General features: G+C 43.3%; 21 protein-coding genes. 11 read left to right on the top strand and 10 right to left on the bottom strand.

Annotated features, from left to right (window positions below; genetic code table 11):
• Window positions 1-121: 121 nt before the first annotated feature.
• Window positions 122-1162 (bottom strand): NADP(H)-dependent aldo-keto reductase, encoded by a 1041-nt coding sequence (locus tag R8P61_30930; protein MDW3651535.1) that lies wholly within the window; start codon window positions 1160-1162, stop codon window positions 122-124.
• 154 nt (window positions 1163-1316) lie between these two features.
• Here R8P61_30930 and R8P61_30925 point away from each other — a divergent pair, with 154 nt between their 5' ends.
• From R8P61_30925 to R8P61_30905, 5 genes are all read left to right on the top strand, one after another.
• A complete protein-coding gene (locus R8P61_30925; protein ID MDW3651534.1) occupies window positions 1317-2414 on the top strand; it encodes a hypothetical protein in 1098 nt (365 codons plus the stop codon).
• Between the two features lie 30 nt (window positions 2415-2444).
• The gene (locus R8P61_30920) at window positions 2445-3275 is read left to right on the top strand and encodes a hypothetical protein (protein ID MDW3651533.1); all 831 of its coding nucleotides are present in this window, start codon (window positions 2445-2447) and stop codon (window positions 3273-3275) included.
• A gap of 17 nt (window positions 3276-3292) precedes the next feature.
• A complete protein-coding gene (locus R8P61_30915) occupies window positions 3293-6130 on the top strand; it encodes a tetratricopeptide repeat protein (protein MDW3651532.1) in 2838 nt (945 codons plus the stop codon).
• A gap of 317 nt (window positions 6131-6447) precedes the next feature.
• A complete protein-coding gene (locus R8P61_30910; GenBank protein MDW3651531.1) occupies window positions 6448-7086 on the top strand; it encodes a hypothetical protein in 639 nt (212 codons plus the stop codon).
• Window positions 7087-7212: 126 nt separating this feature from the next.
• The gene (locus R8P61_30905) at window positions 7213-7920 is read left to right on the top strand and encodes a pseudouridine synthase (protein ID MDW3651530.1); all 708 of its coding nucleotides are present in this window, start codon (window positions 7213-7215) and stop codon (window positions 7918-7920) included.
• Between the two features lie 7 nt (window positions 7921-7927).
• Here the strand turns inward: R8P61_30905 and R8P61_30900 are convergent, their stop codons facing one another.
• Complete coding sequence (locus R8P61_30900) at window positions 7928-8695, bottom strand: hypothetical protein (protein ID MDW3651529.1); 768 nt, start codon at window positions 8693-8695, stop codon at window positions 7928-7930.
• Between the two features lie 157 nt (window positions 8696-8852).
• On the opposite strand from R8P61_30900, the gene R8P61_30895 reads away from it, so the two are divergent.
• Both R8P61_30895 and tesB read left to right on the top strand, forming a co-directional pair.
• Window positions 8853-9284, top strand: coding sequence for a SufE family protein (locus R8P61_30895; GenBank protein ID MDW3651528.1), 432 nt, complete (start codon window positions 8853-8855; stop codon window positions 9282-9284).
• 19 nt (window positions 9285-9303) lie between these two features.
• Window positions 9304-10182 carry an acyl-CoA thioesterase II gene (gene tesB / locus R8P61_30890; protein MDW3651527.1) on the top strand — a complete coding sequence of 293 codons (879 nt, stop codon included), beginning with the start codon at window positions 9304-9306 and terminating at the stop codon, window positions 10180-10182.
• A 37-nt stretch (window positions 10183-10219) separates the two neighbouring features.
• Here tesB and gcvP read toward each other — a convergent pair whose 3' ends face one another.
• The gene (gene gcvP / locus R8P61_30885) at window positions 10220-13099 is read right to left on the bottom strand and encodes an aminomethyl-transferring glycine dehydrogenase (protein ID MDW3651526.1); all 2880 of its coding nucleotides are present in this window, start codon (window positions 13097-13099) and stop codon (window positions 10220-10222) included.
• 157 nt (window positions 13100-13256) lie between these two features.
• Between gcvP and R8P61_30880 the strand changes: the two genes are divergently transcribed.
• Together R8P61_30880 and R8P61_30875 are read left to right on the top strand one after the other, a co-directional pair.
• Window positions 13257-13907, top strand: coding sequence for a protein-L-isoaspartate(D-aspartate) O-methyltransferase (locus R8P61_30880; protein ID MDW3651525.1), 651 nt, complete (start codon window positions 13257-13259; stop codon window positions 13905-13907).
• Window positions 13908-13958: 51 nt separating this feature from the next.
• Window positions 13959-15323 carry a serine hydrolase domain-containing protein gene (locus R8P61_30875; protein MDW3651524.1) on the top strand — a complete coding sequence of 455 codons (1365 nt, stop codon included), beginning with the start codon at window positions 13959-13961 and terminating at the stop codon, window positions 15321-15323.
• 234 nt (window positions 15324-15557) lie between these two features.
• On the opposite strand, the gene R8P61_30870 is transcribed toward R8P61_30875, so the two are convergent.
• Both R8P61_30870 and R8P61_30865 read right to left on the bottom strand, forming a co-directional pair.
• Window positions 15558-18452: an FAD-linked oxidase C-terminal domain-containing protein gene (locus R8P61_30870; GenBank protein ID MDW3651523.1), complete on the bottom strand. Its 2895-nt coding sequence runs from the start codon at window positions 18450-18452 to the stop codon at window positions 15558-15560.
• 34 nt (window positions 18453-18486) lie between these two features.
• Window positions 18487-19674, bottom strand: a complete 1188-nt coding sequence (locus tag R8P61_30865; GenBank protein MDW3651522.1) for a M20 family metallopeptidase — start codon at window positions 19672-19674, stop codon at window positions 18487-18489.
• Window positions 19675-19906: 232 nt separating this feature from the next.
• On the opposite strand from R8P61_30865, the gene R8P61_30860 reads away from it, so the two are divergent.
• The gene (locus R8P61_30860; GenBank protein MDW3651521.1) at window positions 19907-20335 is read left to right on the top strand and encodes a hypothetical protein; all 429 of its coding nucleotides are present in this window, start codon (window positions 19907-19909) and stop codon (window positions 20333-20335) included.
• A gap of 73 nt (window positions 20336-20408) precedes the next feature.
• Here R8P61_30860 and R8P61_30855 read toward each other — a convergent pair whose 3' ends face one another.
• From R8P61_30855 to R8P61_30840, 4 genes are all read right to left on the bottom strand, one after another.
• A complete protein-coding gene (locus R8P61_30855) occupies window positions 20409-22313 on the bottom strand; it encodes a hypothetical protein (GenBank protein ID MDW3651520.1) in 1905 nt (634 codons plus the stop codon).
• Window positions 22314-22317: 4 nt separating this feature from the next.
• Window positions 22318-23364: an ABC transporter permease gene (locus R8P61_30850; GenBank protein ID MDW3651519.1), complete on the bottom strand. Its 1047-nt coding sequence runs from the start codon at window positions 23362-23364 to the stop codon at window positions 22318-22320.
• A gap of 213 nt (window positions 23365-23577) precedes the next feature.
• Window positions 23578-23919: a hypothetical protein gene (locus R8P61_30845; GenBank protein MDW3651518.1), complete on the bottom strand. Its 342-nt coding sequence runs from the start codon at window positions 23917-23919 to the stop codon at window positions 23578-23580.
• Window positions 23888-24229, bottom strand: coding sequence for a nucleotidyltransferase domain-containing protein (locus R8P61_30840; protein MDW3651517.1), 342 nt, complete (start codon window positions 24227-24229; stop codon window positions 23888-23890). The genes R8P61_30845 and R8P61_30840 overlap by 32 nt, the downstream gene beginning before the upstream one ends.
• A 369-nt stretch (window positions 24230-24598) precedes the next feature.
• Between R8P61_30840 and R8P61_30835 the strand changes: the two genes are divergently transcribed.
• On the top strand, window positions 24599-26470 hold the full coding sequence (locus R8P61_30835) for an FAD-dependent oxidoreductase (protein MDW3651516.1): 1872 nt from the start codon (window positions 24599-24601) through the stop codon (window positions 26468-26470).
• Here the strand turns inward: R8P61_30835 and R8P61_30830 are convergent.
• Window positions 26467-26763, bottom strand: a complete 297-nt coding sequence (locus R8P61_30830; protein MDW3651515.1) for an antibiotic biosynthesis monooxygenase family protein — start codon at window positions 26761-26763, stop codon at window positions 26467-26469. The two genes, R8P61_30835 and R8P61_30830, sit on opposite strands and share 4 nt — an antisense overlap.
• Window positions 26764-26834 lie beyond the last annotated feature (71 nt).

The following is a 26834-nucleotide window of genomic DNA, read 5'->3' as shown; positions in this document are numbered from 1 at the left end:
TGCTAGAGGTTCATATCGCTTTTAGGCAGATAATGCTAAAAATGCATAATATTCACAATTTCCGCTAAAAAATATGCGATGCATACTCCAAAGACTATTTCTCCGAAAAAGGGTTGAAATACTAGGGGGCTGGATCAGGAATATTTGCCTGTACAGCTTCGATGGCTTTTAGTGCATCTGTTGAAAGTTCAATATCTACACTTGAGATATTCTCTTTCAATTGCTCCATAGAAGTTGCCCCGATGATGTTGCTCGTCATAAAGTCCCTACTATTGACAAAAGCAAGTGCCAATTGGGTGGGAGAAATTCCTTCCTGCTCAGCGATTTTCATGTATTCTTCTGTAGCCTTATGGCAATTGGTACTATTGTATCGCGCAAAAACCTTAAAGAGATTGATACGAGATTTCTCATTGTCCTCTCCTCTATGGTATTTCCCACTCAACAAGCCAAAAGCCAGAGGTGAATAAGCCAGCAAACCCGCATCTTCCCGTATCGATATTTCAGCCATCCCTACTTCATAAAGTCTATTGAGCAGACTATAGGGATTCTGGACGCTTACTACTCTGGGTAAATTTTTTCTTTCAGAAAGCTGCAGAAACTTTTGAAATCCCCAGGGCGTTTCATTGGACAAACCGAGATGCCGAATTTTTCCTTCTTTCATCAAATCCTGAACTGTCTCAAGTATCTCTTCAAAGTTTTCCTCCCAGACACTTTTGGGATTATGCTTATATCCCCTCTGTCCGAAGAAATTTGTTCTTCTTTCTGGCCAGTGGAGCTGGTATAAATCTACATAATCTGTTTGCAAGCGCTTCAAACTCCCTTCTAAGGCTTCTCGAATTTGCGAAGCGTCAAATTTCATCGGATCCCTCAACCAGGTAATATGAGGAGCAGGGCCTGTAATTTTGGTAGCCAGGATCAAATCGTCCCGCTTATTTCTTTTCTTCAACCAGGTCCCAATGATTCTCTCTGTATCTCCCTGAGTTTCCTTACGGGTAGCGATGGGATACATCTCTGCTGTATCAATGAAATTGATGCCTTGAGAAACAGCATAATCCAGTTGTTCATGGCCCTCTGCTTCTGTGTTCTGTTCACCAAAAGTCATTGTTCCCAGACAAATCAGGCTCACTTTTTCATCGGTTTTTCCTAATTGGGTGTACTTCATAAATGACAAATTTTTGCGTCAAAGGTAAAAATATAAAAGGTAAAGACGGAATGATTTTTGCACAACAAAAAAGGCCAATAGGCCAATTATTCTCTCATTCTAAACCATTTTATCCAAAAACCCTTGTTTTACAAGGGTAAAATCCACACCTGTTATGAAAAAGCTGCTACCCATGCTTGCTCTCTGCATTCTATGGAATGTCCTCTCTACCAGAGCCGCAGATATCATTTATACAAAATCCGGAGAACGGCTGGAAGCTAAAGTTCATATAGTTGGGATCAACTGGATAAACTATGAGCAAGATGGAGAAGTTCTGCATATCCGCAAAGAAAAAGTGGCAATGATCTTCTCAGAAAATGGAGATTATTATATTTTCGAGCATAGCCTCCGAGATGGTTTTCTCAGAGCATCTTTTGACAATGATTATTACCACAAGCTCATTGACAAAGATGGAAATATGATTCCCCTCAAAACCTGCATGGTATATCGGGATCGAGTACAGTACAGTCATTTACTCGAAGACAAAGAGCAAAAGAGTATTCCCATTGAAAAAGTATCGATGATCCTTTATCGAGATAAGAGTCATCAATTTTTCGGTGCTTCCAGTGAAGTAGCCGAAAAACTGCTCCAGTACCATAAGCAAAATGGAGGCGAGTTGGTTGCATCCAATGAGCATCAGCGCTTGAAAGCCAGCGAAAGTGAAGGCAAACCCAAAGCTTCTCCAGCAATAAGTTTTGAAAAGAAAAAGAATACCCTACCCATAGATGAAGCGGAATTTAAGCGAAAGGCTACTTTGCGAACCGAAGAGCTGACCAATTATATCCGCTTGATCTCAGATAAAGGTACTCCTGCCCTGGAAGCCAATAAAGCCATCGACCAGGCTGTACAATTGTTTGTGGGGGAAGAAAGTATAGTAGAAGTTTCCAGCGTAAATCGAGTGGAAACTCAACGCTATCAAATTCGCAATTACCTGCAGCATCTGAAGCTACTCAAATACGATAAGGTCGAAATCACCTGGGCCGAAGTAAACTATGTGGGAGATATCCGCAAAGGTACAGATGGCAATTATTATGGCTATGTAAGTTTTGTACAGGTGTTCAGAGGCTTCAAAGATGGCGAAGTAGCATATGAAGATATGACTGAGAAAAGAGTCGAGGTCATGTTTAAAGGATATAGCAAATTCGAAAAAGGTCAGAAAGCCGATCATTGGGATGTCCTGCTTTCGAATATCAAAGTTGAACAAACCATTTAATATCAAAAAAGTATTCTGCCTCCCAAGTTCATGGTCCACCTCCTAACGATCTTTTCCCGAATTGCTCTCTTAACCTACCTGTTGCTTACTGCCTCTACTTTGAGGGGACAGATCAGTTTTGATCAGTCCCAAAACTTTGCTTTTCAGGTAAAACAGGTAGATGAATTTATAGAGCGCTTCAATGGGCAAAAAAATACGGTTCTTCTTGAGTACATGCGCAAATATTATCCGGAGGATAAAATGGAGCGATATGAACTCCTGACTACTCTATTCAATCACCGGGATAGTACCTGGGATTTGAATTTGGTCAAAGCCTTTCTCAGAGATGTCAATGATCCTGAGCAGCCCATGTACCTCGATTATTATGACCAGGACTGGTATGCACAGCTGGATTGTGAAGTTTTATACAAAGGAAAAAAACAACCCATGAGTCTTTTCCTGGCAGTCGAATCCAGCCCGGACCTGGCATCTGAATGGGTAATCAAAGGAGTAAAGGCTGATTTTTTATGCTTACCTGAGCTGGAGAATTCCAAAAACATGCTCAATCCTGTAAGCCATGCTACCGACTTTATGAATCTGCACAGACTCTTCGAACAACCAGAGTTTGCCCGTGGATATATGCATAAAAATTTTCAGGGCAATTTGCTCACACTCTTTTATCATGAGTTGAGCGAGGGCCGCCTGAAATTGAGAGAGATCAGGAAGATCAGTTACCACTTCCTGCAAATTCGCAACTGGATATTTACCGTTTCCCAATTCCGACGCCCCGGACGTAATTCCGGATGGCTGATACATTCACTATCCCCTATGACCGAAGCCGAGAAATCCAGGTATCGCCTGCAAGAACTGTTTCTCGACTGATAAGTAGCCCACTCATTATGAAAACTTATTTATCAATCGTACTCTGCCTGCTGACAGGCTTCTTAGCTCAAAACTTACACGCACAATCCAACCTAAGTCCAGCCGACAAGATCGAGATTTCCTATAATGCTAAACTCATGATCAAGGAGCTGGAATCTCTGCTCAATGTGATTAGCAATGAAAATATCACCTTGAGCCAGACGGAAATGCTGATTGCCAATAGTTTTTCCTCTGAAAATCCCAATCAGCTTTTTTATGATCAAAATGCCATCGTTGAGGATGATGTAAATCCTCGCCATTATAAAGCTGAGGATGCGGTGGATCTAAGCGCACTTCGCTATCTGCAGGATCTGGACATTTTCTACAAGAAAACAGCCAGTCCCACAATCCAGTTTGATTCTATCAAAAGTTCGGCAGTAGAAAAAAAATCCTATACCTATGTACGGGTGTATTTCCAAAGCAAATTCGGGAGTACCCATAAGGAAGTTGCCAATCGATATCGATCTGGAAAACGAATCGCAGAACTCCGTGCAGATAAAGAAGGGAGTCAGTGGAAAACCCGCATCGTGAGCATCGTCTTCCTGGGAGAAGATGAGAAATTTGAGGAAATCAATTATCAAATGGCCGAATCCATCTCATTGGCTATGGGAGGAAACGAAAGCCTTAGTAGTGATTCTCGTGCTGCGGAAATAGAAGCCCGCGCCAAAGAAATAGAAGCAGAATATCTCCGAAAGTTTGAAGAGGATATTCAAGCAAGAAAAGAGCGATTTGAAAAAGAGAAACAAGCTACCTATAAATCTCTGGTTGATAGAGGGGATCGCGCCTTGGAGGAAGAAGAATTCCAAAAAGCCCTGGCTGCCTATGAAGAAGCGCAGGCAGTAGATCCCTATCAGGTAAGTCTCCTGAAGAAAATCAATAGCGTAAAGCAGATTGTGGATGATAAAGCGCGTATGGAATCTGCTCAATTTCTGGCTGCAGAAAAATTAGGCAGGCTAAATGCTACCATTCACAACTATGAAATTGCACTCAAGCATTATCGTCAGGCCTTGAAATTGCGTCCGGGTATTGAGGAGATTGAGATGAAGATCAAGGAAATGGATCAAAACCAGATTTATCTTCATGATCTGAAAGCCCGTTATGGAAAAGATTATCAGGCAGGGATCAAAGTTTATAATAAAGAGCTAAAGAAGAAGGGTGAGAATCCGGACCTCTATTTGGCCAGAGGAAAATGCTATCTGGAGATCGAAAAGGTCAAACAAGCCGTCAATGATTTCACCAAAGCGATCAAACTCTATCCAGACCTGCGCGAAGCTTATCTATTGAGAGGCTCAATTGCTGAAAAGGAACAAAATTATAATAAAGCCATTACGGATTTTGGATTGGCTATTTCTACCTTTAGAAATGATCCTGATCTCCTGAGAAGAAGAGCCAAACTCTTTGTACTTACCCGTCAGGATGAAAAGGGAATTGAAGACTATACTGAAGCCATAGAGTTTAGCCCACAAAGGGTAGAACTTTACAAAGAAAGAGGAATCATTCGCAATCGACTGGAAATCCACGGAAATGCTGTAAATGATTTCGCTCAGGTCGTCCGTTTGAGTCCCGAAGATCCAGAGGGTTGGTACTATCGTGGGCTTTCTTATTTAGGCTTACAGGAATTCACGGCGGCTTCCGAAGATTTTATCAAAGCCCGAAATAACGGCCTTAACAAAACAGGTCGAGAGCATTTGAAAAAAATCGCCAATGACTACTTCAAAACTGGTCAGGATGCCTACGCACAAAAGAATTTCAGTTTCGCAAGAGAATCTTTTACCCATGCGACCGAAGTTGAACCCAAGTTTAAAGAAGCCTGGTATAACAAAGGAGAAGCGGCTTTTAAAGAAGAAAAGTTTCTGGAAGCCATCGAAGACTACGGCCAGGTACTCAAACTGGATGGCAATTATTATATGGCATTCAAGCAAAGAGGGCTTTCTCGTCAAAAACTGGGACAACTCAGTCTCGCAGTCAAGGATTTTGAAAATTCTATGGCTGTGGAGCCTGCATATTTACCCAGTTACATTTACGCGGGAGATACCTATCAGGCTTTAGGCAAACTGGACAGAGCCCTGACATGTTATGACAAACTCTTACAAAGAGATGCTGTGCAAGCTGAAGTTCAGTTCAAAGCGGGCAAACTTCGGACACAAATAGGTAATCACCCACAAGCTGTCAAGAATCTTTCGGCTGCACTAAAAGAAGAGAAAAATTTTGCTGAAGCCTATTATTATCGAGGAAGAGCTTATGAAGGAATGAAAGACCTCAGCAGAGCTTTTTCCGATTATTCAAGTGCTATCAAATACCAACCAAATTTCCCGGCAGCTTATTTATCTAGAGGAGATGTGCATTTCAAAAATGGCAAGTTCAAAAAAGCCATACCTGAATACACCCAGGCTCTCAAGCAGAAGGAAGGCTATGCAGAAGCTTACATCCAAAAAGCCAGAACTCAGTTTCGACTGGGAGAAAACATTTCTGCCATTCAAAGCTTCAAATATGCCTTTAAACTCAATAACAGTTTCGAAACTTCTGAGAATCTTTGGGAACTGGCCTATAGCTACCTAAATGCTGGTAATATTCAGGAAGCCAAAAATCACTTTGTCATGGCTCAGGGTGGAAGTCCAGAAGTTCCTCACCAAATCAAAATGGGTATGGGCTTAATAAAAATTAAAGAAGGAGATCAGGATGCAGGATTGAGCTTGCTGAAAGAAGCCATCAAAGAAGGCAAATATAAAACTGCCGTATTGAAAAAGCATCCCGCACTCAAAAGTTTCAAAAAAGACAAATCTGTAAAAGAACTAATCTCTCGCTTCGGGAGGTAGCCGAAATGGGTATAGGTTCGGGTTCTTAAGGAATATAGGTAAAAGGAGGTCGCTCAATGGAGCGGCCTCTTTGTTTTTAAGAAAAATATAACAGCCTGATTTCCTATTAATTAGACAAGGACGCAGTGCAATATTTTCCTGTTTTTACATTTTTTTGGCAAAAAAATTACCATTCAGAACAAATTCGATACCATTCAGAACAAAAAACTATTCGAAAGCATGAATTTAAAACCTTGGCAGTTATACTAATAAGGCGCCAAGGAGAAAGCCGAAAATCCCTAAGAGAGTAGGCAATATCAATTCAACAAAGAGTAATTATGAAACGTCTTTTGATCTTATCAGCAATCCTATTTTTTGCCCTAAGTTCTTTTGCTCAGACAATCAGCTGTGGAAATTTCGAGTATGAAATAAAGAGTAAGGATGGAGAAAATATTGCCATGTTTGTAAGAGGACCTTTTGGAGGTGCTGCAATTTTGCCGAGATCCAATATTTTTGACATGATCGATATCACAGTTACCGGGGAAGCACATGTAGGTGGAGCGCATGATGGAAGCGCATTGCCCGACGGAAGAGATGAAGAGATTTGGTATTTTAGAATCACCGGAGACAATCCTTCTTTTAGTCCTAAACGATGTGATCAAACGTTATCCTTCAAATCTGAATCTAAAATAGTCTGCGGAGAATCTGAAATGGAATTGATATCCTTAACTGGGGATAATGCAGAGGTCAAAGTAAGGATTAAAAACGGTGGAGCCTATATCACTCCTACCAGCTACATTCTTGGAACATTCGAAGCGAGATTAGGAGGAAGTGGAAACCCTAACCATTATGGTTTATGTGGAGGGAGAGTACCAAGAGGAGATTGGGACGAAAGTATGTGGCCGATAACCAAAACTGGAAATAATGCTTATATTTTCTACAAAGCTTGCCCTGATAAAAAACTATACATCAAGTAATTGAGCTAAAATAAGCATATGTGCAATAGGCATATGTGCAATAGGCATCCTTCATGATTTTGAAGGATGCCTTTTCATTTTATCGGCGAATGTTTCTCAGACTAGATATTTGACTAACTTGCCGCAATGGAGGTCCCCGAACTAAACATCCTGCATTTGGATGAACACATCGTAGCAGTTGACAAACCGGCAGGCATGATCGTTCATCGAAACGAGTACACCCAAAGGGAATTTGAGAATCTCCTCAATCTCCTGAGTCGCCAGCTAAAAAAACACCTCTATCCTGTGCATCGATTAGACAGAGCTACAGCAGGCGTGATGATATTCGCCCTCACAAAAGAAGCCGCCAATGTGATGATGCGCGCTTTTGCAGAAAAAAGGGTGAACAAAGAATATGTCTGCATCGTTCGAGGTTTAGCTGAAGCAGAAGGAAAAATAGATCGGGAACTCAGGAAAAAACCCACCCGCAAATTTCAAGCTGCCGAAACCCATTTCTGGACCCTCGCCCAAAAGGAATTGCCCATACCTATAGGAGAATTTGAAAGTGTTCGCTATTCTTTATTAAAAGTTCATCCGCTAACCGGGAGGAGACATCAGATTCGCAGACACCTTTCCTACGAGCATCACCCTATTCTCGGAGACAAAAAACATGGCGTTCGAGATCACAACCGTTTGTGGAGAGACGAATTTCAGCTTCCAGGTCTTATGCTTCAGGCCTATAAACTGGAATTTGCTCATCCAGAAAACGATGAACAAGTTCAGCTATTTAGTCCCCAACTTGCCCCACATATACAGGCTGCCATTGATTATATGGAATGGAAAAAGCCCTTTTAATGCATTTCTATTTAGGCGTTCCCAGTAAATACAGAATCTTGGCGGGACCAGACTTCACCCTGTCGATCTCCCAGTCAAAACTATCTCCATTTTCCAATTGAGAGATGAGTCCGTTCAATTCTTTAGGGGAATAGGTCCGAAGCACAGACACCAAACCGTCCCATAAGGTAATGAGGGGTACGATAGGAATGAGGTAGGTAAAAATGATACGCCCTAGTTTAAAAGGTCTGATAAAGGGAGTCATCACCAGGACATTGATGGGAGCAATGATCATGGAAATGAAATTGGGAATACTCCTTTCCTGAGCTTCGAAAATGGCTATAGGAGATTTTGCATCAACGGCATTTTGCAAGATTTTTTGAGCATCTGCCGGGCGAAAATGGTGCAGGGAAATAAACTGTGTACGCAATCCCCTCAATTTCGGATCAACAGCACGTGCGTCCACCGGAGTCGAAAGAAAATCGATGGCTTTATTATTCGCCTTCATCTTTTCGAAAGCCTCTACATTGGGATAAAAATCTGTCAGGGTAATCTTGATATCCGGAATTTCTCGCTGGACCTGTACAGCCAATTTAATCCAACCTCCTCCCCCACCGGCTCCCATATCAATGATCTGATTTTCGCCAGAAGCTTTGACACCTCTCACAATAATATCCGTGATCCCTTTATAGATATCAAAAACCTTGGCGGCAAACTGAAGAAAGTCTGTCATATAGTCCCGAATGATCTTCGGAAACCAGGGCTGATCTTCAAATTCGAACAAGTGAATGCGCATGGGAGGACGTGTTAAGGTGTTATAGTGCGGTAGTGTTAGGGTTGAATTATTTTAAAGCTAATTAAATTCTAGCAACTACAACACTACCGCACGCTATACCCAAACACTCTAACCCCCTCACACGTTAACACTTTTACTATATTTGCAAAAAATTCAGATGAGCATAGCAGAATTATCAGAAGAGTTAGTTGAGGAATTTGATTTCCTGGAGGATTGGATGGATAAATACACCCACCTGATCGAGCTGGGTCGTGAATTGGAGCCCATGCCGGATGAGTATAAGGATGAGGAGCATATTGTAAGAGGTTGTCAGTCGAAAGTTTGGCTGCATGCCGAACAAGAGGGTAGCAAGGTGAAGTTTCTGGCGGATAGTGATGCAATCATTACCAAAGGCCTTATTGCTATGCTGGTGAAGGTGCTGAGCAACCACAGCGCAAAAGAGATTATGGACGCAGATTTATCTTTTCTGGATAGGATCGGAGTTCGTGAGCACCTTTCGCCCAATCGCTCCAATGGCCTCAATGCCATGCTTAAGCAAATGAAGTACTATGCCATAGCCATGCATGCAAAAGAAAATCAAAATGGCTAGTTCATCTTCAGCAAACCCAATTATGAATCCCTTAGATTTTCTGATAAATACCCTGGAACTGGAAAAGATTGAAGAGAATATTTTCCGGGGAAATACCATAGACATTGGCAGCCGATCAGTCTTTGGTGGACAGGTATTGGCTCAGGCACTCAATGCAGCTACTCGCACCGTTCCGAAAGACAGATTGGCGCATTCTATGCATGCCTATTTCATTCTTCCCGGAGACATCAAAGCTCCTATTGTGTACGAAGTAGATACCATCCGAGACGGTAGGAGTTTTACGACCAGAAGGGTTGTCGCCGTTCAGCATGGAAGGCCGATCTTCAATATGGCGGCTTCTTTTCAGATCGAAGAGGAAGGTGCCGAACATCAGATCAATATGCTCAATGTTCCCCATCCGGAATCATTGGCCAGCTATCAGGAATCCATAACCAAATGGGAAAAAGAAGGCCTTGAGATTTCCTCCGTGTTCAAAAGAAAGGACTGGCCCATTGAGATCAGACCTGTTGAAGACATCAATCCCTTTAATCCCGGAAAAAGACCTCCCTTTAAGCATGTATGGTTTCGGGCAAATGGCAAGGTGGCCGCAGACAATCATGCCTTGCATCGTTACCTGGTAGCCTATGCTTCCGATTTCAATTTATTGACCTCGGCCATGCTACCCCATAACCTTTCCTTCTACAAGGAAAAGATCATCATTGCCAGCATTGACCACGCCATGTGGTTTCACCGCAACTTCCGTTCGGATGAGTGGTTGCTATATGCGATAGACAGTCCCAGTGCCTCTAACGCAAGGGGCTTTACGAGGGGAAGTATTTTCAATCAGGAGGGAATCCTCGTTGCTTCGGTTACCCAGGAAGGATTGATACGGGTAGTGAAGGATAAGAATAAAAAATAACGCATAAAAAAGCCCCTCGATGAGGGGCTTTTTTATGTTATACTTCTTCCATATAGGCCTCAAGGGGCGGACAAGTACAGACTACATTTCTGTCTCCGAAGGTATTGTTCACCCTTGCCACTGCTGGCCAGAATTTCATTAATCGTAAGCTCGCGACCGGGAAGGCTGCTTTTTCACGAGAATAAGCATGTTGCCAGTCATCTGTTGTAATTTCAGCCAGGGTATGTGGAGAATGTTTTAGCACATTGTCCTCTGCATCCGCTATGCCCATATCGATCTCTTTGATCTCTTCTCTGATAGCAATCATCGCATCACAGAACCTATCCAGTTCAGATAGAGGCTCACTTTCTGTAGGCTCAATCATGATCGTTCCGGGAACGGGCCAGGAAACTGTAGGCGCATGGAAACCATAGTCAATCAATCGCTTGGTGATATCATCTACTTCCAGCCCCAGCTTGTGTTTAAACTCTCTCAGATCGAGTATAAACTCATGTGCTACTCTGCCATTGCTTCCTTGAAAAAGGACCGGATAGTGCTCTTCCAGGCGATTCTTCATGTAGTTGGCATTAAGAATGGCATACTCAGTAGCTTTTCTTGACCCCTCACTGCCCAGCAGTTTCACATAAGCATAGGAAATCAAGAGAATACTTGCACTTCCAAATGGAGCCGCTGAAAGCGCAGAAATAGATTTATCTCCTCCATACTCAGCCAATCCATGCCCCGGAAGGAAAGGCACCAAATGCTCGGCAACCCCAATAGGTCCCATACCCGGGCCTCCACCTCCATGTGGAATAGAAAATGTTTTATGCAAATTCAGGTGGCAAACATCCGCTCCGATCCTTCCGGGACTTGTCAGCCCAACCTGTGCATTCATATTGGCTCCATCCATATACACTTGCCCTCCATGTTGGTGGATCAGCTCACATATATCCATGATGGATTCCTCAAATACGCCATGCGTAGAAGGATAGGTAACCATCAGGCAGGAAAGGTTTTCGCTATGTGCTTCTGCTTTCGCCCGAAGATCATCCATATCGATATTGCCCATTTCATCACAAGCAGTAACCACCACTTTCATCCCTGCCATAACTGCACTGGCCGGATTGGTACCGTGAGCAGATGAAGGGATCAAGGCTACATTTCTATGATGATCGCCTCTGTCATGATGATAAGCTCTGATTACCATCAGTCCGGCATATTCTCCCTGCGCACCTGAATTGGGCTGGAAAGACATTCCGGCAAAACCGGTGATTTCGCAAAGGTCTTTCCCCAGGTCATCAATGATCTCTGCATAACCTTCACTCTGATCTTTAGGAGCAAAGGGATGGATTTTAGCAAACTCTGGCCAACTTACCGGCATCAATTCGGTAGCTGCATTCAACTTCATGGTACATGAACCTAAGGGGATCATCGCATGAGTTAAAGACAAGTCCTTATTCTCCAACAATTTGAGATAACGCATCATCGCGGTCTCAGAGTGATAGGAATTAAAGATGGGATGGCTGAGGTAATCTACTCCTCTTGCCAAGGAAGCTGGAATGAAGCTTCCAGCCGCAGTAGATTGTTGGAATCCGTTTAAAGAAGTTCCACTTACGTGCTCAAAAAGACCCAAAATTTCTCTTACCTCTTTTTCACTTGTCGTTTCATCCAACGCAATTCCAACTTCCCCTTCTCCATAAAAGAAATTCATCTGATTGGCCTGCGCTTTCTCTTTAAGAGAACCCATTTGGGCATCACTCAACTCAATCCTTAAGGTATCGAAGAAAGCACTATGCTTAGCCGTAATGCCCAATGCTTTCAATCCATTATAGAGATTACCGGCATTGGTATGGATACGCTCTGCAATTTTTCTGATTCTGACAGGCCCATGGTAGACGGCATACATAGAAGCCATAATGGCCAATAAGGCCTGAGCGGTACAGATATTAGAAGTAGCGCGGTCTCTTTTTATATGCTGCTCGCGGGTCTGTAAGGTCATCCGCAAAGCAGGATTCTCATTTGTATCAATGGAAACTCCGATGATACGACCGGGGATCATGCGGAGGAAATCTTCTTTTGTGGCAAAGAAAGCTGCATGAGGGCCTCCGAATCCCATAGGCACGCCAAATCTTTGAGCAGAACCTACAACAACATCAGCACCAAAACTTCCCGGAGCTTCCAACATGGCCAAAGCCATCAAATCAGAAGCTACTACCAGATAACTCTTCTGCGCATGCAGTTTTTCCGCTAGCTCTTTGTACTCCCTGGCTTCTCCTTCCGCATTGGGATATTGGATGAAAGCAGCGAATACTTCTTCATTTATCACAAAATCTTTAGGGTCAGATACGCGCACTTCAAAACCTGCAGCATCCGCACGGGTTTGAATTACCTCTATGCTTTGTGGGAAAGCATTGGCATCGACCAGAAATACATTGGCCTGAGACTTTCTGTCTTTTTTCTTTTTCTGCCCATAAGTCATGGCCATAGCCTCAGCTGCAGCCGTTCCCTCATCCAATAAGGATGCATTGGCAACAGGCAGTCCTGTAAAGTCAGAAACCATGGTCTGGAAGTTTAACAGAGCTTCCAATCGACCTTGAGCAATCTCGGCCTGATATGGAGTATACTGGGTATACCAACCGGGATTTTCAAAGATGTTTCGAAGGATCACAGAGGGCGTGATACAATCGTAATAACCTTGCCCAATATATGAGCGAAATATTTTATTTTTTGCAGCCTTCCCTTTCAGCATCTGCAGGTAGTCATACTCACTCAGAGCCTCTTTGTGAGAAAGCTCTTTCTCCAGCCTGATCTTTCCGGGGATGGTCTGATTTACCAGCTCATCCAAAGAATCTAATCCCAGGCTTTTGAGCATTTTTTCCTGTTCCTGAGCTGTGGGTCCTAAATGGCGATCTACAAAAAAATCGGGGTGCTTGATCATCTGTTTTTAAGTTCGAGTGATGAGATTGAGAACTTAACTTTTTGCATCTGAAAAAAGTTTCACAAAGTTAACTCATTTGGACGAATTATGAAGCCAAGAATTGCTAGATTTGTACTCCTCAAAAATTGGCAGCGACTATTAAAATTTTCCTAAAAAATTGCTGGATACTTATAAACATAAAGGGCAAAGAGCCAGACTTGTTGAAGAATTGGAAGAGAAGGGAATCAATGATCCCCGGATTCTGGATGCTATTGCCAAAGTTCCCCGGCATTTATTTGTAGAAAATGCCTTCCAGCACGAAGCCTATGAGGATAAGGCCCTGCCCATTCAAAGTGGACAAACCATTAGCCAACCATTTACTGTTGCCTACCAAACCTATAGCCTTGATCTCAAACCCAAAATGAAGATCCTGGAAGTCGGTACAGGTTCTGGTTATCAGGCAGCGATTCTTGCAGCTATGGGAATGCGGGTCTTTAGCGTAGAAATAGATGCCCGTTTACATAGGGAAGCGAAAGAAAGACTAGACAATCTGGGTCTGAAAGTTAAACTCCACAAAGGAGATGGCTCTATGGGTTGGCCGACCTTTCAACCTTACGAACGCATCATTGTTACGGCCGCCAGTCCCGGCATACCCGAAAGCCTAAAGCAACAATTGGAAATCGGAGGCATGATGATCCTTCCCGTCGGCAACCTCAGTCAGCAGCAAATGACTTTGGTGAAAAAGATCAGCCGAAGAGAATTTGAAATCCATAAACTGGATCATTTCCATTTTGTGCCCCTGAGGGGGAAGTATGGATTTGAAGAGTGATCTATATTTTTATCTATATCCTTCTTAACTTAGGTGTAAATCTACATCTAAATGAAACGAACGCTACTACTCGTACTCGCCCCTCTTTTTTTCCTTATTTCCTGTAAAACTACTCCTGAAACCGTAGCTCGCTATGAGATTCCGGCCAGCAATCCGGACGAAGCCTCTATGGATGCAGCTATGTTTGCCAAAATGGATAGTGTATCCCAAGCTTTGGTAGATGAAGGGAAATTACCAGGTATTGAAGCTATGGTTATTCGTGGGGGAAAGATTGTTCACAACAGTCGGATCGGTTTTGAGGATTTGGAAAAAAAGCAGCCTTTACGCGAAGGCCAAATCTTCCGCATGGCCTCTATGACCAAGCCTGTTACTGCTGTTGCGGCTATGATTCTTTATCAGGAAGGAAAATTCAAACTGGATGATCCGGTTTCCAAATACATCCCCGAATTTGCCAACACCCAGGTTTTGGATAGCCTCAATCCTGAAGATTATAGCCGAACTACCGTTCCTGCTAATCGTGAGCTAACCGTCCGCAATTTACTCACTCACAGTTCTGGATTAGGCTATGGATTTGTACAGCCAGAAGCAGGCATCATGTATGCCCAGGCAGGTGTAAATGATGCCTGGAGCCTGGAGCCTTTTGTATTGGCCGATAAAATGAAAACCCTCGCGGGTCTTCCCTTACTCCATCAACCCGGAGAAAAATGGACCTATGGTTTAGGAATTGATATGACGGGCTATTTGGTGGAAGTTCTTTCCGGAATGCCACTGGATCAGTTCATGCAAGAAAGAATTTTCGATCCGCTGGGAATGGATGATACTGGTTTTTACCTCGAAGATTCTTACCGGGATCGCATGTTGCCGGTTATCTCCTATTCAGAAGAAGGAGGTTTGGGAAATGCCGTTAAATCGGATCAAATTGCCAGACAAGGTGTGAAGGCTCTTTATCCAGATTTTACGGAGGCCCAGATAGACTCTGCAGGCGAACTCCTCATGAATTTTGCTGTCAATGGAGCCAAGACCTATTTCAGCGGTGGTGGTGGACTTTGCGGAACTACCGAGAACTACGCTCGTTTCGCCCTCATGCTGACCAATGGTGGAGAACTCAATGGAGTCCGCATCCTCAATGATACGACCGTACAACGCATGTGCGCCAATAATACGTCTCATGATTTTCCCTATGGATTGGGCGTTTCCATTTCTCCTACTCCAGAGCATGCCACCTATCCTGAGAAGGATGGAGCTTTTGGCTGGGGAGGATACTTCAAGACGCGCTACTGGTCTGATCCCAGCGAAGACCTTACGGTTCTCCTCATGACCCAAAGCAATCCCAATCCTAATGTGGATCCGCATTTTGATACTTGTACGAAGATGATTTACGGAGCAATCCGAAGAGCGGAGACTGGGACGAAATAAAGTAAACAGCAAATACGCTGTCATTGCGAACGAAGTGAAGCAATCTCCTTGACCACAATAACCTATTTTTGAGTCAAGGGGATTGCTTCGCCTGTAGTACAGGCTCGCAATGACAGGGCTGTTTGAAGTCTTCCTATTAACGTGTTGGAGTATTGGCGTGTTGGCGTTGCATTTCTCCCAGGCTTCCCAAAGCTCCAGAACACGAGAACACAAGAACACCTGAACACATCTATCTTATTTCACCACCTCCACCGCTTCTACCCAGTGCAAGGCATGAGTTTGTGTAAAATGCTCCAATTGATGTCGACAGCTCACTCCACATGCAATGATTTTGCTGTTCGGTTTTTCTTTTACAGCAGGGAAAAGAATTTCTGAGCCGATTTTCTCCGATATTTCATAGTGCTCTTTTTCATAGCCGAAAGAGCCTGCCATTCCACAGCAACCCGAGGGAATTTCTTCCAGCTCTGGGGAGAAACTTTTCATAGAGGCTGTTCCAAACATTGCTTTCTGGTGACAATGCCCATGCAGAAGACTTTTATCTTTCGGGCGAATGTTGACTTCTAGTCTCCCGGCAGTCTTTTCCTCTGCCAAAAAGACATCAATCATTTTGACCTGAGAGGATAATTGTGAAGCAAGGCTTTCATCCTCCAATAAGTCAGGCAAATCATCTACCATAGCAGAGGCACAACTCGGTTCACAAACTAACACAGGCAATCCCTGATCCAGGAATTCTTTCAGCTTTACAGCCATTTCCCCTCCTGCTTCTTTGGCTTCCCGCAAAAAACCATTGGAAATACGAGGTCGCTGACAACAACCTGGCTCTGCCAGCAACACTTCATATCCGCAGTCTTCCAGTAGGTGCGTGGCGGCTTTGCCTATATTCGGTTCATGATAATTGAGGTAGGTATCTGCGAAAAGTACCACTTTCCCCAAATCACCCTTGCCTTTTCTCTCACTCGACCTAAACCAGGAAGCAAAACTTTGCCTGGCGTAATCAGGTAATACTCTTCTTTTATCAAATCCTCCCAGACTTTCTAATAGCCAGCGAAACAAATAAGTCTTTTGAATGAAATTGACCAAGGGAGCCCAAAAACCCGAAAATCTTCGGGAAGCTTTGGCTGAGTCGCGAATCAATCGGTCACGCAAACTCAAACCCGCTTTATCCATATAGATTTGCCGAACCTCACTTTTTAGCTTGGCCATATCCACATTGCTGGGACATTCAGATTTACAAGCTTTACAGGAAAGACAGAGATCCATAACTTCCTGCAAACGCTTACTTTCCAGACCATCCTCCAACTGCCCTGACATAGCCAGACGCAAGGCATTTGCTCTACCACGAGTGCTCTGCTCTTCATCACGGGTCGCCTTAAAACTGGGACACATGGTTCCTCCCAGCATTTTTCGACACTCCCCTACTCCTGTACACATATGGACCGAAGCCCCAAAGTTCTCATCTTTTCTGTATTGATAAATGGTATCAGGTTCAAGGTCTTGATAGATAGCTCCATATCGGAGATTCTGGTCTATTGAAGGAGAATCGACAATCTTGCCCGGATTCATTCGGTTTTTAGGATCAAAGAGTGCTTTGATTTCTTTAAATACCTGATAGAGTTCTGTTCCAAAGTAGCGTTCATTATAAAAGCTTCTCACCAGGCCATCTCCATGTTCCCCACTCCATGAACCACCATATTCCTGCACCATCTGGAAAGTACCTTCTGAAATCGCTTTGAATCTTTCAATTTCAATCTCTTTGCGCAAGTCCAAAATGGGACGAACATGTATCACCCCTACACTTGCATGCGCATACATGGCAACTGGAGTTTCATTTTCTTCACAGAGTTTTAATACCCGCTCTATGTATTCAGGTAAGACCTCTATGGGGATACCGGAATCTTCAATGAAAGGCAAAGGCTTGGCTTCCCCTTTCAATCCCAACATCAAGCCCAGTCCTTTTTTTCGGATTAGCCAAACATCCTCATATTCTTTTCCTTCGGGGAATAAAGGATAAGCATATCCCAATCCTTTCTCCTTCAACATTTTGATCATATGTCGAGGCCTCTCCATGACATTCTCAAAAGTATCGGAATAAAATTCTACAATCAGGATGGCTGCTGCGTCTCCTTCCAGAAAGTGACAAGCCCTATTAGTAGTTAAATTCTCCCTACTCAAATTTAAAACGGTCCTATCCAGAATCTCCACTGCAGCAGGTCGAAAATCCAGCATAGGCTCTACAGCCATAATTGCTTCCAGTACCTCAGCAAAATGAACTACGCAAACCGATTTATAAGCAGGCAGGGGTTCCAAATTCAGTTTACATTCCAGACTCACCCCCAAAGTACCTTCACTTCCACATAGCAGTTTAGCCAGATTCCAGTTTTGATTTAGGGGAAATTCATCCAGATTATAGCCACCAACCCTTCTCATGACTTTGGGAAAGCGCGTATCTATTTCTGTATGGTTTTTATGAATGAGTTTGGAAAAGTGCTTATACAGTCGCCCTTCCCGAGTATTCATTTCCTGAAGTTGCTCAAGCTCCTGCTGAGACTTTTCGTCAAGCTCCAATACCTGACCATCTGCCAAAGCAATTTTTAATCCCAGGACATGATCGACGGTCTTGCCATACAAAATGCTCTTGGTTCCCGAGGAATTGTTTCCGATCATCCCTCCAACATTGGCACGGCTGGAAGTGGCAGGATCAGGAGCGAAATGTAAACCATGAGGTTTCAGAAAAGCATTGAGTTCATCTCGAACCATACCCGGTTGGACCCGCACCCATTTTTCTGCCACATTCAGTTCTATGACCTGATTCATGTGCCGAGAGAAATCCAGCACCAGGGCATCTCCAACCGTTTGGCCAGCAAGACTGGTTCCTCCGCCTCTTGGCAAGACATTGAGTGAATATTCCTGAGCTATTTTAAGGGCAGCAAGGACATCTTCCTCATCTTTGGGAGTGATGACCACTTTGGGAGTCATTTGATAGACGCTGGCATCCGTTGCATAAAGCCCCAGACTGTAGGCATCTCCCAGTACTTCTCCTTTGAGCTGTTTTTTAAATGCGGAAAGGTAGTTTTCCGTAGTAGTTTTTATGACGGCTTTGCCCATGTAGATCCATTTATTCTCTGCCATCTGGCAGAGATATGAATCTAGTAAAGAAGCGCTGCTATTCCAATTCCTTGATCGCCAACCAGGCCATCAAACCAGTAGAAAGTTTGAGTGCATCTTCGTCTATATCAAAGCGTGGGGTATGTACTCCGTGAACAATGCCTCTGCTTTCATTTCGGGTACCCAGACGATAGAAGCATCCCGGTATCTCCTGGGTGTACCAGGCGAAGTCTTCAGCAGCCATCCAGATATCCATATCGACTACATGCTCTTCGCCTATATAGTCACAAATATGCGCACGGGCATTGCGGGTCAGGATTTCATCATTGTACAAAACGGGATACCCTTTTTTGATTTCCAATTCTACGCTACCTCCCAGAGATTCTGCCGTATTGGTGATAATCTTTTCGATTTTATTGAGGGCCTTATCTCGCCAGGCTTCATTCATGGTTCGGAAGGTACCCTTTACCCTGACCTCAGAAGGAATGACATTGGTAGCTCCATCTCCATGGATGTCTCCAAAAGATAGTACACTGGGAATTCTGGGATCGGAACGACTCACAACTTGCTGAAGCGTAACCAGCATTTGGGCCGTCATCATGATGGGATCGATAAAATTGGCCGGCATAGCAGCATGACCTCCTTTTCCTTTGACCACCATATGAATTTCATCTGCCGAAGCCATATACATCCCGGGACGTACTCCTATCTTTCCACAATCCATATAAGGCTGAACATGCTGTCCCAAAATGGAAGATACTTTGGGATTCTCGAGCACTCCATCTTTGATCATCAGAGAAGCTCCTCCCGGCAAAAGCTCTTCTGCCGGTTGAAAAATGAGTTTAATGGTCCCGGAAAATTTATCCCTGAATTGATTCAGAATTTTCGCAGTTCCCAGCAAGGAAGAGGTATGCACATCATGTCCACAAGCATGCATCACACCCGGGTTCTGAGATTTATAGGCAACTTCATTTTCCTCAATGATAGGAAGGGCATCCATATCCGCACGCAATGCCAGCACTTTGTCCTCTCCTTCTTTCGTTCCTTCAATGATGCCCACCAATCCATTATCGGCAATATTGGGCGTCACAGGGATTCCGATATCCTCCAGCTTTTCCTGTACAAAAGCAGCTGTCTTTTCCTCATGGAAAGACAATTCCGGATTTGCATGTATGTGCCGACGATTGGCAACAACTTCTTCATATATCTCCGCAGAGAGGTCCTGAATTTGGGCTTGTAAACTCATGGCCGCAAAGGTAGTAAAAGTGCGGGAGTGTTGTAGTATTAGGGTATTAGGGTATTAGGGTATTAGGGTATTAGGGTATTAGGGTATTAGGGTATTAGGGTATTAGGGTATTAGGGTATTAGGGTTTTGGACGGGGTTCTGTTAAAGTGGTTTTTATTTTATTTCAAATTCTACGTACTTGACGATCAGAACACTAACACCCTAACACAAAAACACTCTAACACTCCCTTTAATGTCCCCAAACAAACAGCTTCTCTTTCTCCTGGCTTTGATTCCTTTCGTTTTGTTGAGCTTCACTTCCTGTAATGGGATTGATAAATATGAAGAAGGTCCTTTTGTGAGTTTTATCCCTGCAGAAGATCGGGCGATCAATGATTGGCGCTGGTCATTTTATGAGGAAAATGGGGTCAACCTTTCCGGCATTTACGAAGATTCCACCTTGAGTATAGAGGAAAACTATACCGCAAAGATTGTAGGAGCTGATGGCGGATTTCGGGAAGGAAGCTGGGAATTCATCTCAAAAAAGACCAAGTTTCAATTGATCTTTGATGGGATAGCAAGGGCTTATACCATCGAGATGCTGAAAGATGATGAGATGTGGCTTTCGCTCAATGATACAGTAGAAGGATTTAGCCAGGAATGGCAATTGCGAGAAAAGTAGGCGGCATATTTTGCTCGCCATAAAAATTTAAGAAATTTTCTGATTCCTTTTTACCGACGATAGCAATCGTCGCTTAGGGAATATACCCTTTATACAATATGAAAGGGCCTTTGCGGGCGATTTCTTTCATCTCGTATTTTTCTATGATTTTGTGCGAATTCTGGAGGATGCTCCAGGCGGGTTCGAGTGGGTTGCCGCGGAGTTCTCTTTTGCCGTTGTAGAAATCTGTATTGTAGAGAACTAAAACTGGTATTTCTTCCAAATGCTGCAAAAGATCATCCGCAACTCTCTCTTCATTAAACAGACTCAACAGGCTTTGCGCATGTTGGAAATTACCCCGGGAAAATTTGGCTGACATGAGCGGGATTCCCGTCCAGCTTTGCAATTGCATGGCGTTCGTCAGAAAATCATCAAAACCGTCTATAACATAGTGATTATCACCTGCTCCTTCATGATTGTAGGGTATGGGAATGATGGCTTGAAAATCTGCTGCATTTATCTGATCAGCCAATGCCTGAATTTGTGCATCCGCTCCTTGTGCAAGCAAATTGGGGCGATTCATTTCTTTTCGGGCTAAAGCTATGCTATCGAAAGTATCCACCAGGACAAGGGATAGGAAAATGAGGGGCAAAGCGACTTTCATCCATCTTTTATCCTCCAATTTTAGCCTGAGAGAAAAGGAGTAGATTATCAGGATATTGAATACCCAGAATACGATAAAACTGAATCTGCTCACATCGCGAAATTGGGTGATACGATCACTAATCAGGTGCAGATAATAAAATGGATTGAGGTAATTGGTGAAGGTCCAGTCGAGTCGCTGGAGGTATATATTTTCGCCCAAAGAAATCATGAGGGAGAAAAAGGCTGAGATAATTAGCAGAAATAGGAAAGGACGATTTCCTTCTTCCCGAAATGTACTTATCCATTCTTTTCGGATATTTTTTCGGACGCCCAACTCTATCAAAAGAAATAGGAAAGCATAGAGGGCAAAATTTCCCAAATAGGCAAAAGATCCAAAGTAATAAAGTTTGGAATCCTCAAAGACGAAAGGAATGCTGTTGTGAGCATGGGAAGAAAAGAGCCCCTCAAATTGCAATACCCAATGTTCCCAACCATAACCTTCTCCATGCGGAAGCCGAGCATCAAAATAGCCATCCGAAAGGCGGATCATCATCAATAAAAAGATCGTGGGCAATATGACACCAAGACCGAGTGAAAGACCCGATGCGATAAGCTTTTGTCTTTCCTTTCGCCTAAACAATAGTAGGCCCATAAAAAACACCCCTACAGCAAAAGCTGCCATAGCCAGCCAATACAAATGGATCAATCCGATGATCAATAGAAAAACCGACATGCTCAGCATCCATTTCCCCAGTTCTCGCTTGTTTATCTTCTCAATTTGAATGAGATCATAGGCTTTCCCCAGCAAATAAATCGCACCCAATAACGGCCAGGAAATAGATAAGTTGAGATGCCCCTGGGTGATTTTGAAAAACTCTATGCCCAGCCAGGGAAGGAAGAGGGCAAAAAAGAGGCAATAGATATGTTGAATCTTCAAGCGGTGAAGTATTCGAAATAAGAAGAAGGAGCTCAATAAATGTCCGAATAGAATGAAAAGATTGAAGAGGTAAATACTTTTCCCAGAAAGGTCCCAGAGGTAACTAGAAATAAACTTGAAACTCCAGGCTAGCAAAGGAGTCGCATCTGTGAAGAATACATATTCTCCATAGGGATATCCCATGCTATAGACTTTACTCCATCCGAGTTCAGGATCTTGTTCGACTACAGACTGGTAAAAGAAATATTGCCGCATCCCATCATTGTAATTGCAAAGCATGTACTCATGGGGATGAAGGAGGCTTTTGTTGAAGGCTATCAGCAGCAGGATAATTTGCAAGCCCATGAGCAAGCCAAGAGGATATTTCTCTGCCAGCTTCAGGAATTTCTTTCCTATGCTCAAGGGCTCTTTATCCATTTGCTCAAGTCAGTTTTACCCGTGGATCCAGTTGTCGGTATAGTAAATCCGTGATAATACTCACGATCACAAATACTACCCCGATCATCAGAACTCCCGCCATAATCAAAGGTAAATCCCGATTGGCCAGGGAGTCAATGATGAGTTTACCGATGCCTTGCCAATTGAAAATGTATTCGATGAAAAAGGCGCCAGCCAGTAGAGAAGCCAACCAACCCGTGATAGAGGTCATAACCGGATTTAGGGCATTTCGCAGCGCATGTTTTACCAAAACCGGAAAAGGGCTCAAACCCTTGGCGCGGGCGGTGCGAATATAATTGCTATTGAGCACTTCGATCATGCTACTTCGCGTCAATTGGATAAAAACAGCCAGAGGTCTGATCCCCAAAGCCAAAGCGGGCAAAAAGAGGTTTTTCAATTCCAGACTTCTTCCTTCCGAAAAGACATTATCCGAAAACATATATCCACTTACATTCAGCCCGGTCCAATCCCTCAGTAAAACAGCAAATATCCAGGCAATCAAGACCCCGATAAAAAAGGAAGGAGCAGAAATTCCCAAAACCGAGAAACTAAGTATGCTTCGATCCAGCCAGGAATCTCTTCGAAGAGAGGCCAGAACTCCTAAACTGATTCCAAAGAAGGCAGCAAATATAATGGCCGCTAGTGCCAATATAAGTGTCCCTTCAATCCGGCTCGACATCATTTCTGCTACAGGAATGTCATATTTATAGGAACGTCCCAGATAAGGAGCCTTTAAACCAAAACTACTTTCTCCTATTGGAATCAAAGTCAAATGAGAAATTTCTTCTTTTTGTTCCGCTTCGATGAGGCCAATGGGAGAAAGGTCGTTGAGATAACTGAGGTATTGAATGCTGACGGGTCGATCCAGTTTGTACTTGCGTTTCAAAGCCTGCGTTTCTTCCTCTGTCGCTTGTTCGTCTACCAGATATTGTACAGGATCACCGATCACAAAGAAGATCAGAAAGAGAATTGTGACAATTCCCCAAATCACCCATACGCCCTGCCAGATATTTCGAAGCACAAATTTCATCCTGCACAAGATCAGGATAATGAGGGAAATATGGAAATCGGGAGGCTGCGAGTGCTGTTCTCTCCCAAAGCACTTGTCATTGCGAGGGAACCGAAGCAATCCCCTTGACTCAGATTATTATTTAGAGTCAAGGGGATTGCTTCGTCGAAGGTTTCGACTCGCAATGACTGCGTTTATATACTTGCTTTTTTTTCGACGAAAAAGCTTGAAAACTCAATCCGGCAGTACATCCATTTGTCTTTCAACTTCCTCCAGAATTTTGGGAATATCATGCAGCACAAAAGAATAAATGGTTTTATCCTTTACCTCATCATATTGATGAAGGATACTATTACGGAAATTATAGGTTCGATCGTATATAGGTAATTCAATCTGAAAGAGGTCTTTCAGTTTTTTCATGCTTTCTGCAATCTTTTCGATGTTCCTTTCGATTGCATCTTTTACCACAAAACTTTGAGAGTATTTTTCGATTGAATCAATTCCTAATAGGTACTCGTCTATCCGCAAACAAAACAGCTGGATATCAAATAAGTACTTCTTCGGATTTTTTATCATAGAGCAGGAGTTTTTGTGTTTTCACAGCCTCTTTAAAATAGGGATTGGAGAAATCCCCGTATTCAATGAGGTCAATTTTAGTTTTCAGGAGTTGGTTGAGTGCTTTTTTCATTTCCAGAAGGGCATCGACATAGGGAAAATCTTTCTGAAATTTGCCACCATCATCAAATAGGAAAAGGAAATCGATATCACTGTCCGACTGGAAATCGGCCTCAGATACTGCCGATCCAAACAGCCAAAGCTTAGCTATCCTGTGCTTTTTACACAGTTTCTGGATAGTCGAAATATTTTTCTTTATGATATTGATCACAATTAAATATACGAATTTAAAGGGATATAGATACTTCAAACAGCAAAAGCAGACACGCATATCTGCGTATCTGCTTTGCGACTCCCTCGGTAAAAGGAGCGAGAGCTATGAGAGCGACTCATGGCTCTTCAAGAGTAAGGACTAAGAGTGCAACTGCGTATTCAGTTGCGTGTGTTGATTAATGAAATGTTGATTAAATGAACGACTTATTTGATATACTCAAATATCGTTAAATTTCATTAATTGTCAATTCCAATTTATCGTAATATATAACATATCGGCACAAACTCCTTTCCTTTGGACACATATCGCATTTCCAGCGGATTTTTGCGAGATTGGAAGTAGTAAGAAATGCGCTAAGTAATTATTATGAATCGACTCCCAAGACTTTTACTACTCCTTTTCCTGATAACTTTCAGTCTAACTGCTTGCGAGGGGGATTATGCTCCTTTCCTTACGACAGAAGTTCTTGTCGTAGGCGGAGGTGCCAGTGGTACACCTGCAGCAATACAGGCCGCCCGAAGGGGCAGTAAGGTAATTCTGATAGAAGAAACTCCCTGGCTGGGAGGGATGTTGACGGCAGCGGGTGTAGGAGCTACTGATGGAAATCACCGTTTGCCCTCAGGTATATGGGGAGAGTTCCGGCAAAAGCTCAGAAATCATTATGGCGGAGCCAAAGAAGTGGAAACAGGTTGGGTGAGTAATACCCTCTTTGAACCTCATGTAGGAAATCGAATTTGGAATGAATTAGCAGATCGGGAAGAGCGCCTGGAACGAATTCATGGATATCACCTGATCGAAGCGAAGATGAACGGAGATAGAATCCATGAACTCAGCTTTAAAAATGAGGAAGGGAAAAAACTGAAAGTTCGGGCGAAGATCTATATAGATGCAACAGAACTCGGAGATCTCATAGGAATGAGTGGAGCAGAATACTATACGGGTATAGATAGAGAAGGCAATCCCCATGATGATAACATACAGGACCTGACTTATTGTGCGGTCTTAAAGGATTTTGGACCAAATGCAGATAAAACAATAGAAAAGCCCGCGAACTATGACCCTTCAGAGTTTGACTGTATTTGTAAAGAACTTTGCGATGATCCTTCCCGAGATGTGCCGGACTGTGAAACTTTTCTGAATTATGGGCGCATGCCCAATGGGAAGTATATGATCAATTGGCCCAATAACGGCAATGACTATTTCCTAAATCCCATCCCTATGAGTTTTGAAGAAAGACAGCAAGCCTATAAGCCTGCGAAAGCTCGCTCATTGGATCTACTGTATTTGTTGCAAACGAAAGCCGGCTATAAGAATCTAGGATTGGCAGATGATGAGTATCCGACAGAGGATTTATTACCCTTCATTCCTTATCATAGGGAGGCAAGGCGGGTGAAAGGAGAAATTCAATTTCGACTGGCTGACCTCAAAGACCCCTACGCCAATCCCGAACGACCCTTTTACCAGCAAGCCATAGCAGTAGGCGATTATCCTTTGGATCATCATCATGATAAGAATCCGAATGCACCGGAAGAAGAATTTCCTTCCATCCCTTCTTTTTCCGTTCCTTACCAAAGTCTTATTCCTGAAAAAATAGACAACCTCATCGTTGCAGAAAAAAGTATCTCAGTAAGCCATAGAGTAAATGGCGCTACTCGCCTGCAACCTTGTGTCATGCTCATCGGACAAGCAGCTGGTATGGCTGCGGATATGAGTTTGGATCATAACTCCTCTCCTCGCGATCTGAGTATTCGGGAATTACAACGAGATTTATTAGATGCCGGATGTTGGTTAATGCCTTTCATTGATATGAATCCGGATGACTGGTTTTTTGAAGCTGCCCAAAAAGCCGGACTAGAAGGAAAAATACGGGGACAGGGAGTTCCCTACAAATGGGCCAATCAAACCTGGTTTTATCCGGACAGTGCTGTCACGCGCGCAGAATTTCAAGCCCTGAAACCAGCCCTTCGGACAAATATTCCTGAACCTGATGCAAACGTAACGATAATGACTCGGGGAATGGCATTGAGCTTTCTTGAAGAAGAATTAAATCACATTAACATTCATAATGTTACCCCCTTGTACAAAGATCTGGATCCCGACGAGCATCTTTTGCTCCAGGCGATGAAAGAAAAAGGATATTTACTTCATTGGGCGGAAGGAGAAAACTTTTATCCAGAAAAAGCCCTAACTCGTAAAGAAGCTGTCTGGATCGCCGATCAACTCTGGCCTTTCTTCTAATCAATTTGCTCCAGCTGTACCAATGAAAAAGCCTGAGGCTTTGTGGCAAATAAAGCTTTGGTTCGCGGCCATACACCTCCAAAAAGCTCACTTTTGCGGTATGCATTGAGGGCATCTTCGGAAAGCCATTTGCTGTATGTATAGCGAATGGCGGGATTTTGAGGATCGCCATGAAGCTGCAATTCTTCGCAGCCGGGGAAGGCTCTGATCTTGTGTTTGCTCTCATCAAAAATTTCCTGAAATCGGTCGACTTCCTCTTTCCGAAATTCCATTCTTACGATTCTTACAATCATTGGTACATACTTTGCGGCAAATTACTCAAGATGAGCGTAATATTTCGCAGAGAAGGGTAATGATCCTGCCG

The sequence above is a fragment of the Bacteroidia bacterium genome (assembly GCA_033391075.1).
GTDB lineage: Bacteria > Bacteroidota > Bacteroidia > J057 > J057 > JAWPMV01.
The sequence above is the reverse complement of the archived record's forward strand: the minus strand, read 5'-3'. Positions and strand labels throughout refer to the sequence as shown.

Excerpts from the sequence above, each read along its gene's own strand:
- R8P61_30855 (MDW3651520.1), bottom strand. The coding sequence starts at position 22,313 with ATGGATAAAGAGCCCTTGAGCATAGGAAAGAAATTCCTGAAGCTGGCA.
- R8P61_30915 (MDW3651532.1), top strand. The coding sequence starts at position 3,293 with ATGAAAACTTATTTATCAATCGTACTCTGCCTGCTGACAGGCTTCTTA.
- R8P61_30925 (MDW3651534.1), top strand. The coding sequence starts at position 1,317 with ATGAAAAAGCTGCTACCCATGCTTGCTCTCTGCATTCTATGGAATGTC.
- R8P61_30835 (MDW3651516.1), top strand. The coding sequence starts at position 24,599 with ATGAATCGACTCCCAAGACTTTTACTACTCCTTTTCCTGATAACTTTC.
- R8P61_30930 (MDW3651535.1), bottom strand. The coding sequence starts at position 1,162 with ATGAAGTACACCCAATTAGGAAAAACCGATGAAAAAGTGAGCCTGATT.
- R8P61_30870 (MDW3651523.1), bottom strand. The coding sequence starts at position 18,452 with ATGGCAGAGAATAAATGGATCTACATGGGCAAAGCCGTCATAAAAACT.
- R8P61_30910 (MDW3651531.1), top strand. The coding sequence starts at position 6,448 with ATGAAACGTCTTTTGATCTTATCAGCAATCCTATTTTTTGCCCTAAGT.
- R8P61_30845 (MDW3651518.1), bottom strand. The coding sequence starts at position 23,919 with ATGATAAAAAATCCGAAGAAGTACTTATTTGATATCCAGCTGTTTTGT.
- R8P61_30830 (MDW3651515.1), bottom strand. The coding sequence starts at position 26,763 with ATGATTGTAAGAATCGTAAGAATGGAATTTCGGAAAGAGGAAGTCGAC.
- R8P61_30920 (MDW3651533.1), top strand. The coding sequence starts at position 2,445 with ATGGTCCACCTCCTAACGATCTTTTCCCGAATTGCTCTCTTAACCTAC.
- gcvP (MDW3651526.1), bottom strand. The coding sequence starts at position 13,099 with ATGATCAAGCACCCCGATTTTTTTGTAGATCGCCATTTAGGACCCACA.
- R8P61_30860 (MDW3651521.1), top strand. The coding sequence starts at position 19,907 with ATGTCCCCAAACAAACAGCTTCTCTTTCTCCTGGCTTTGATTCCTTTC.
- R8P61_30900 (MDW3651529.1), bottom strand. The coding sequence starts at position 8,695 with ATGCGCATTCACTTGTTCGAATTTGAAGATCAGCCCTGGTTTCCGAAG.
- R8P61_30865 (MDW3651522.1), bottom strand. The coding sequence starts at position 19,674 with ATGAGTTTACAAGCCCAAATTCAGGACCTCTCTGCGGAGATATATGAA.
- R8P61_30895 (MDW3651528.1), top strand. The coding sequence starts at position 8,853 with ATGAGCATAGCAGAATTATCAGAAGAGTTAGTTGAGGAATTTGATTTC.
- R8P61_30875 (MDW3651524.1), top strand. The coding sequence starts at position 13,959 with ATGAAACGAACGCTACTACTCGTACTCGCCCCTCTTTTTTTCCTTATT.
- R8P61_30850 (MDW3651519.1), bottom strand. The coding sequence starts at position 23,364 with ATGAAATTTGTGCTTCGAAATATCTGGCAGGGCGTATGGGTGATTTGG.
- R8P61_30905 (MDW3651530.1), top strand. The coding sequence starts at position 7,213 with ATGGAGGTCCCCGAACTAAACATCCTGCATTTGGATGAACACATCGTA.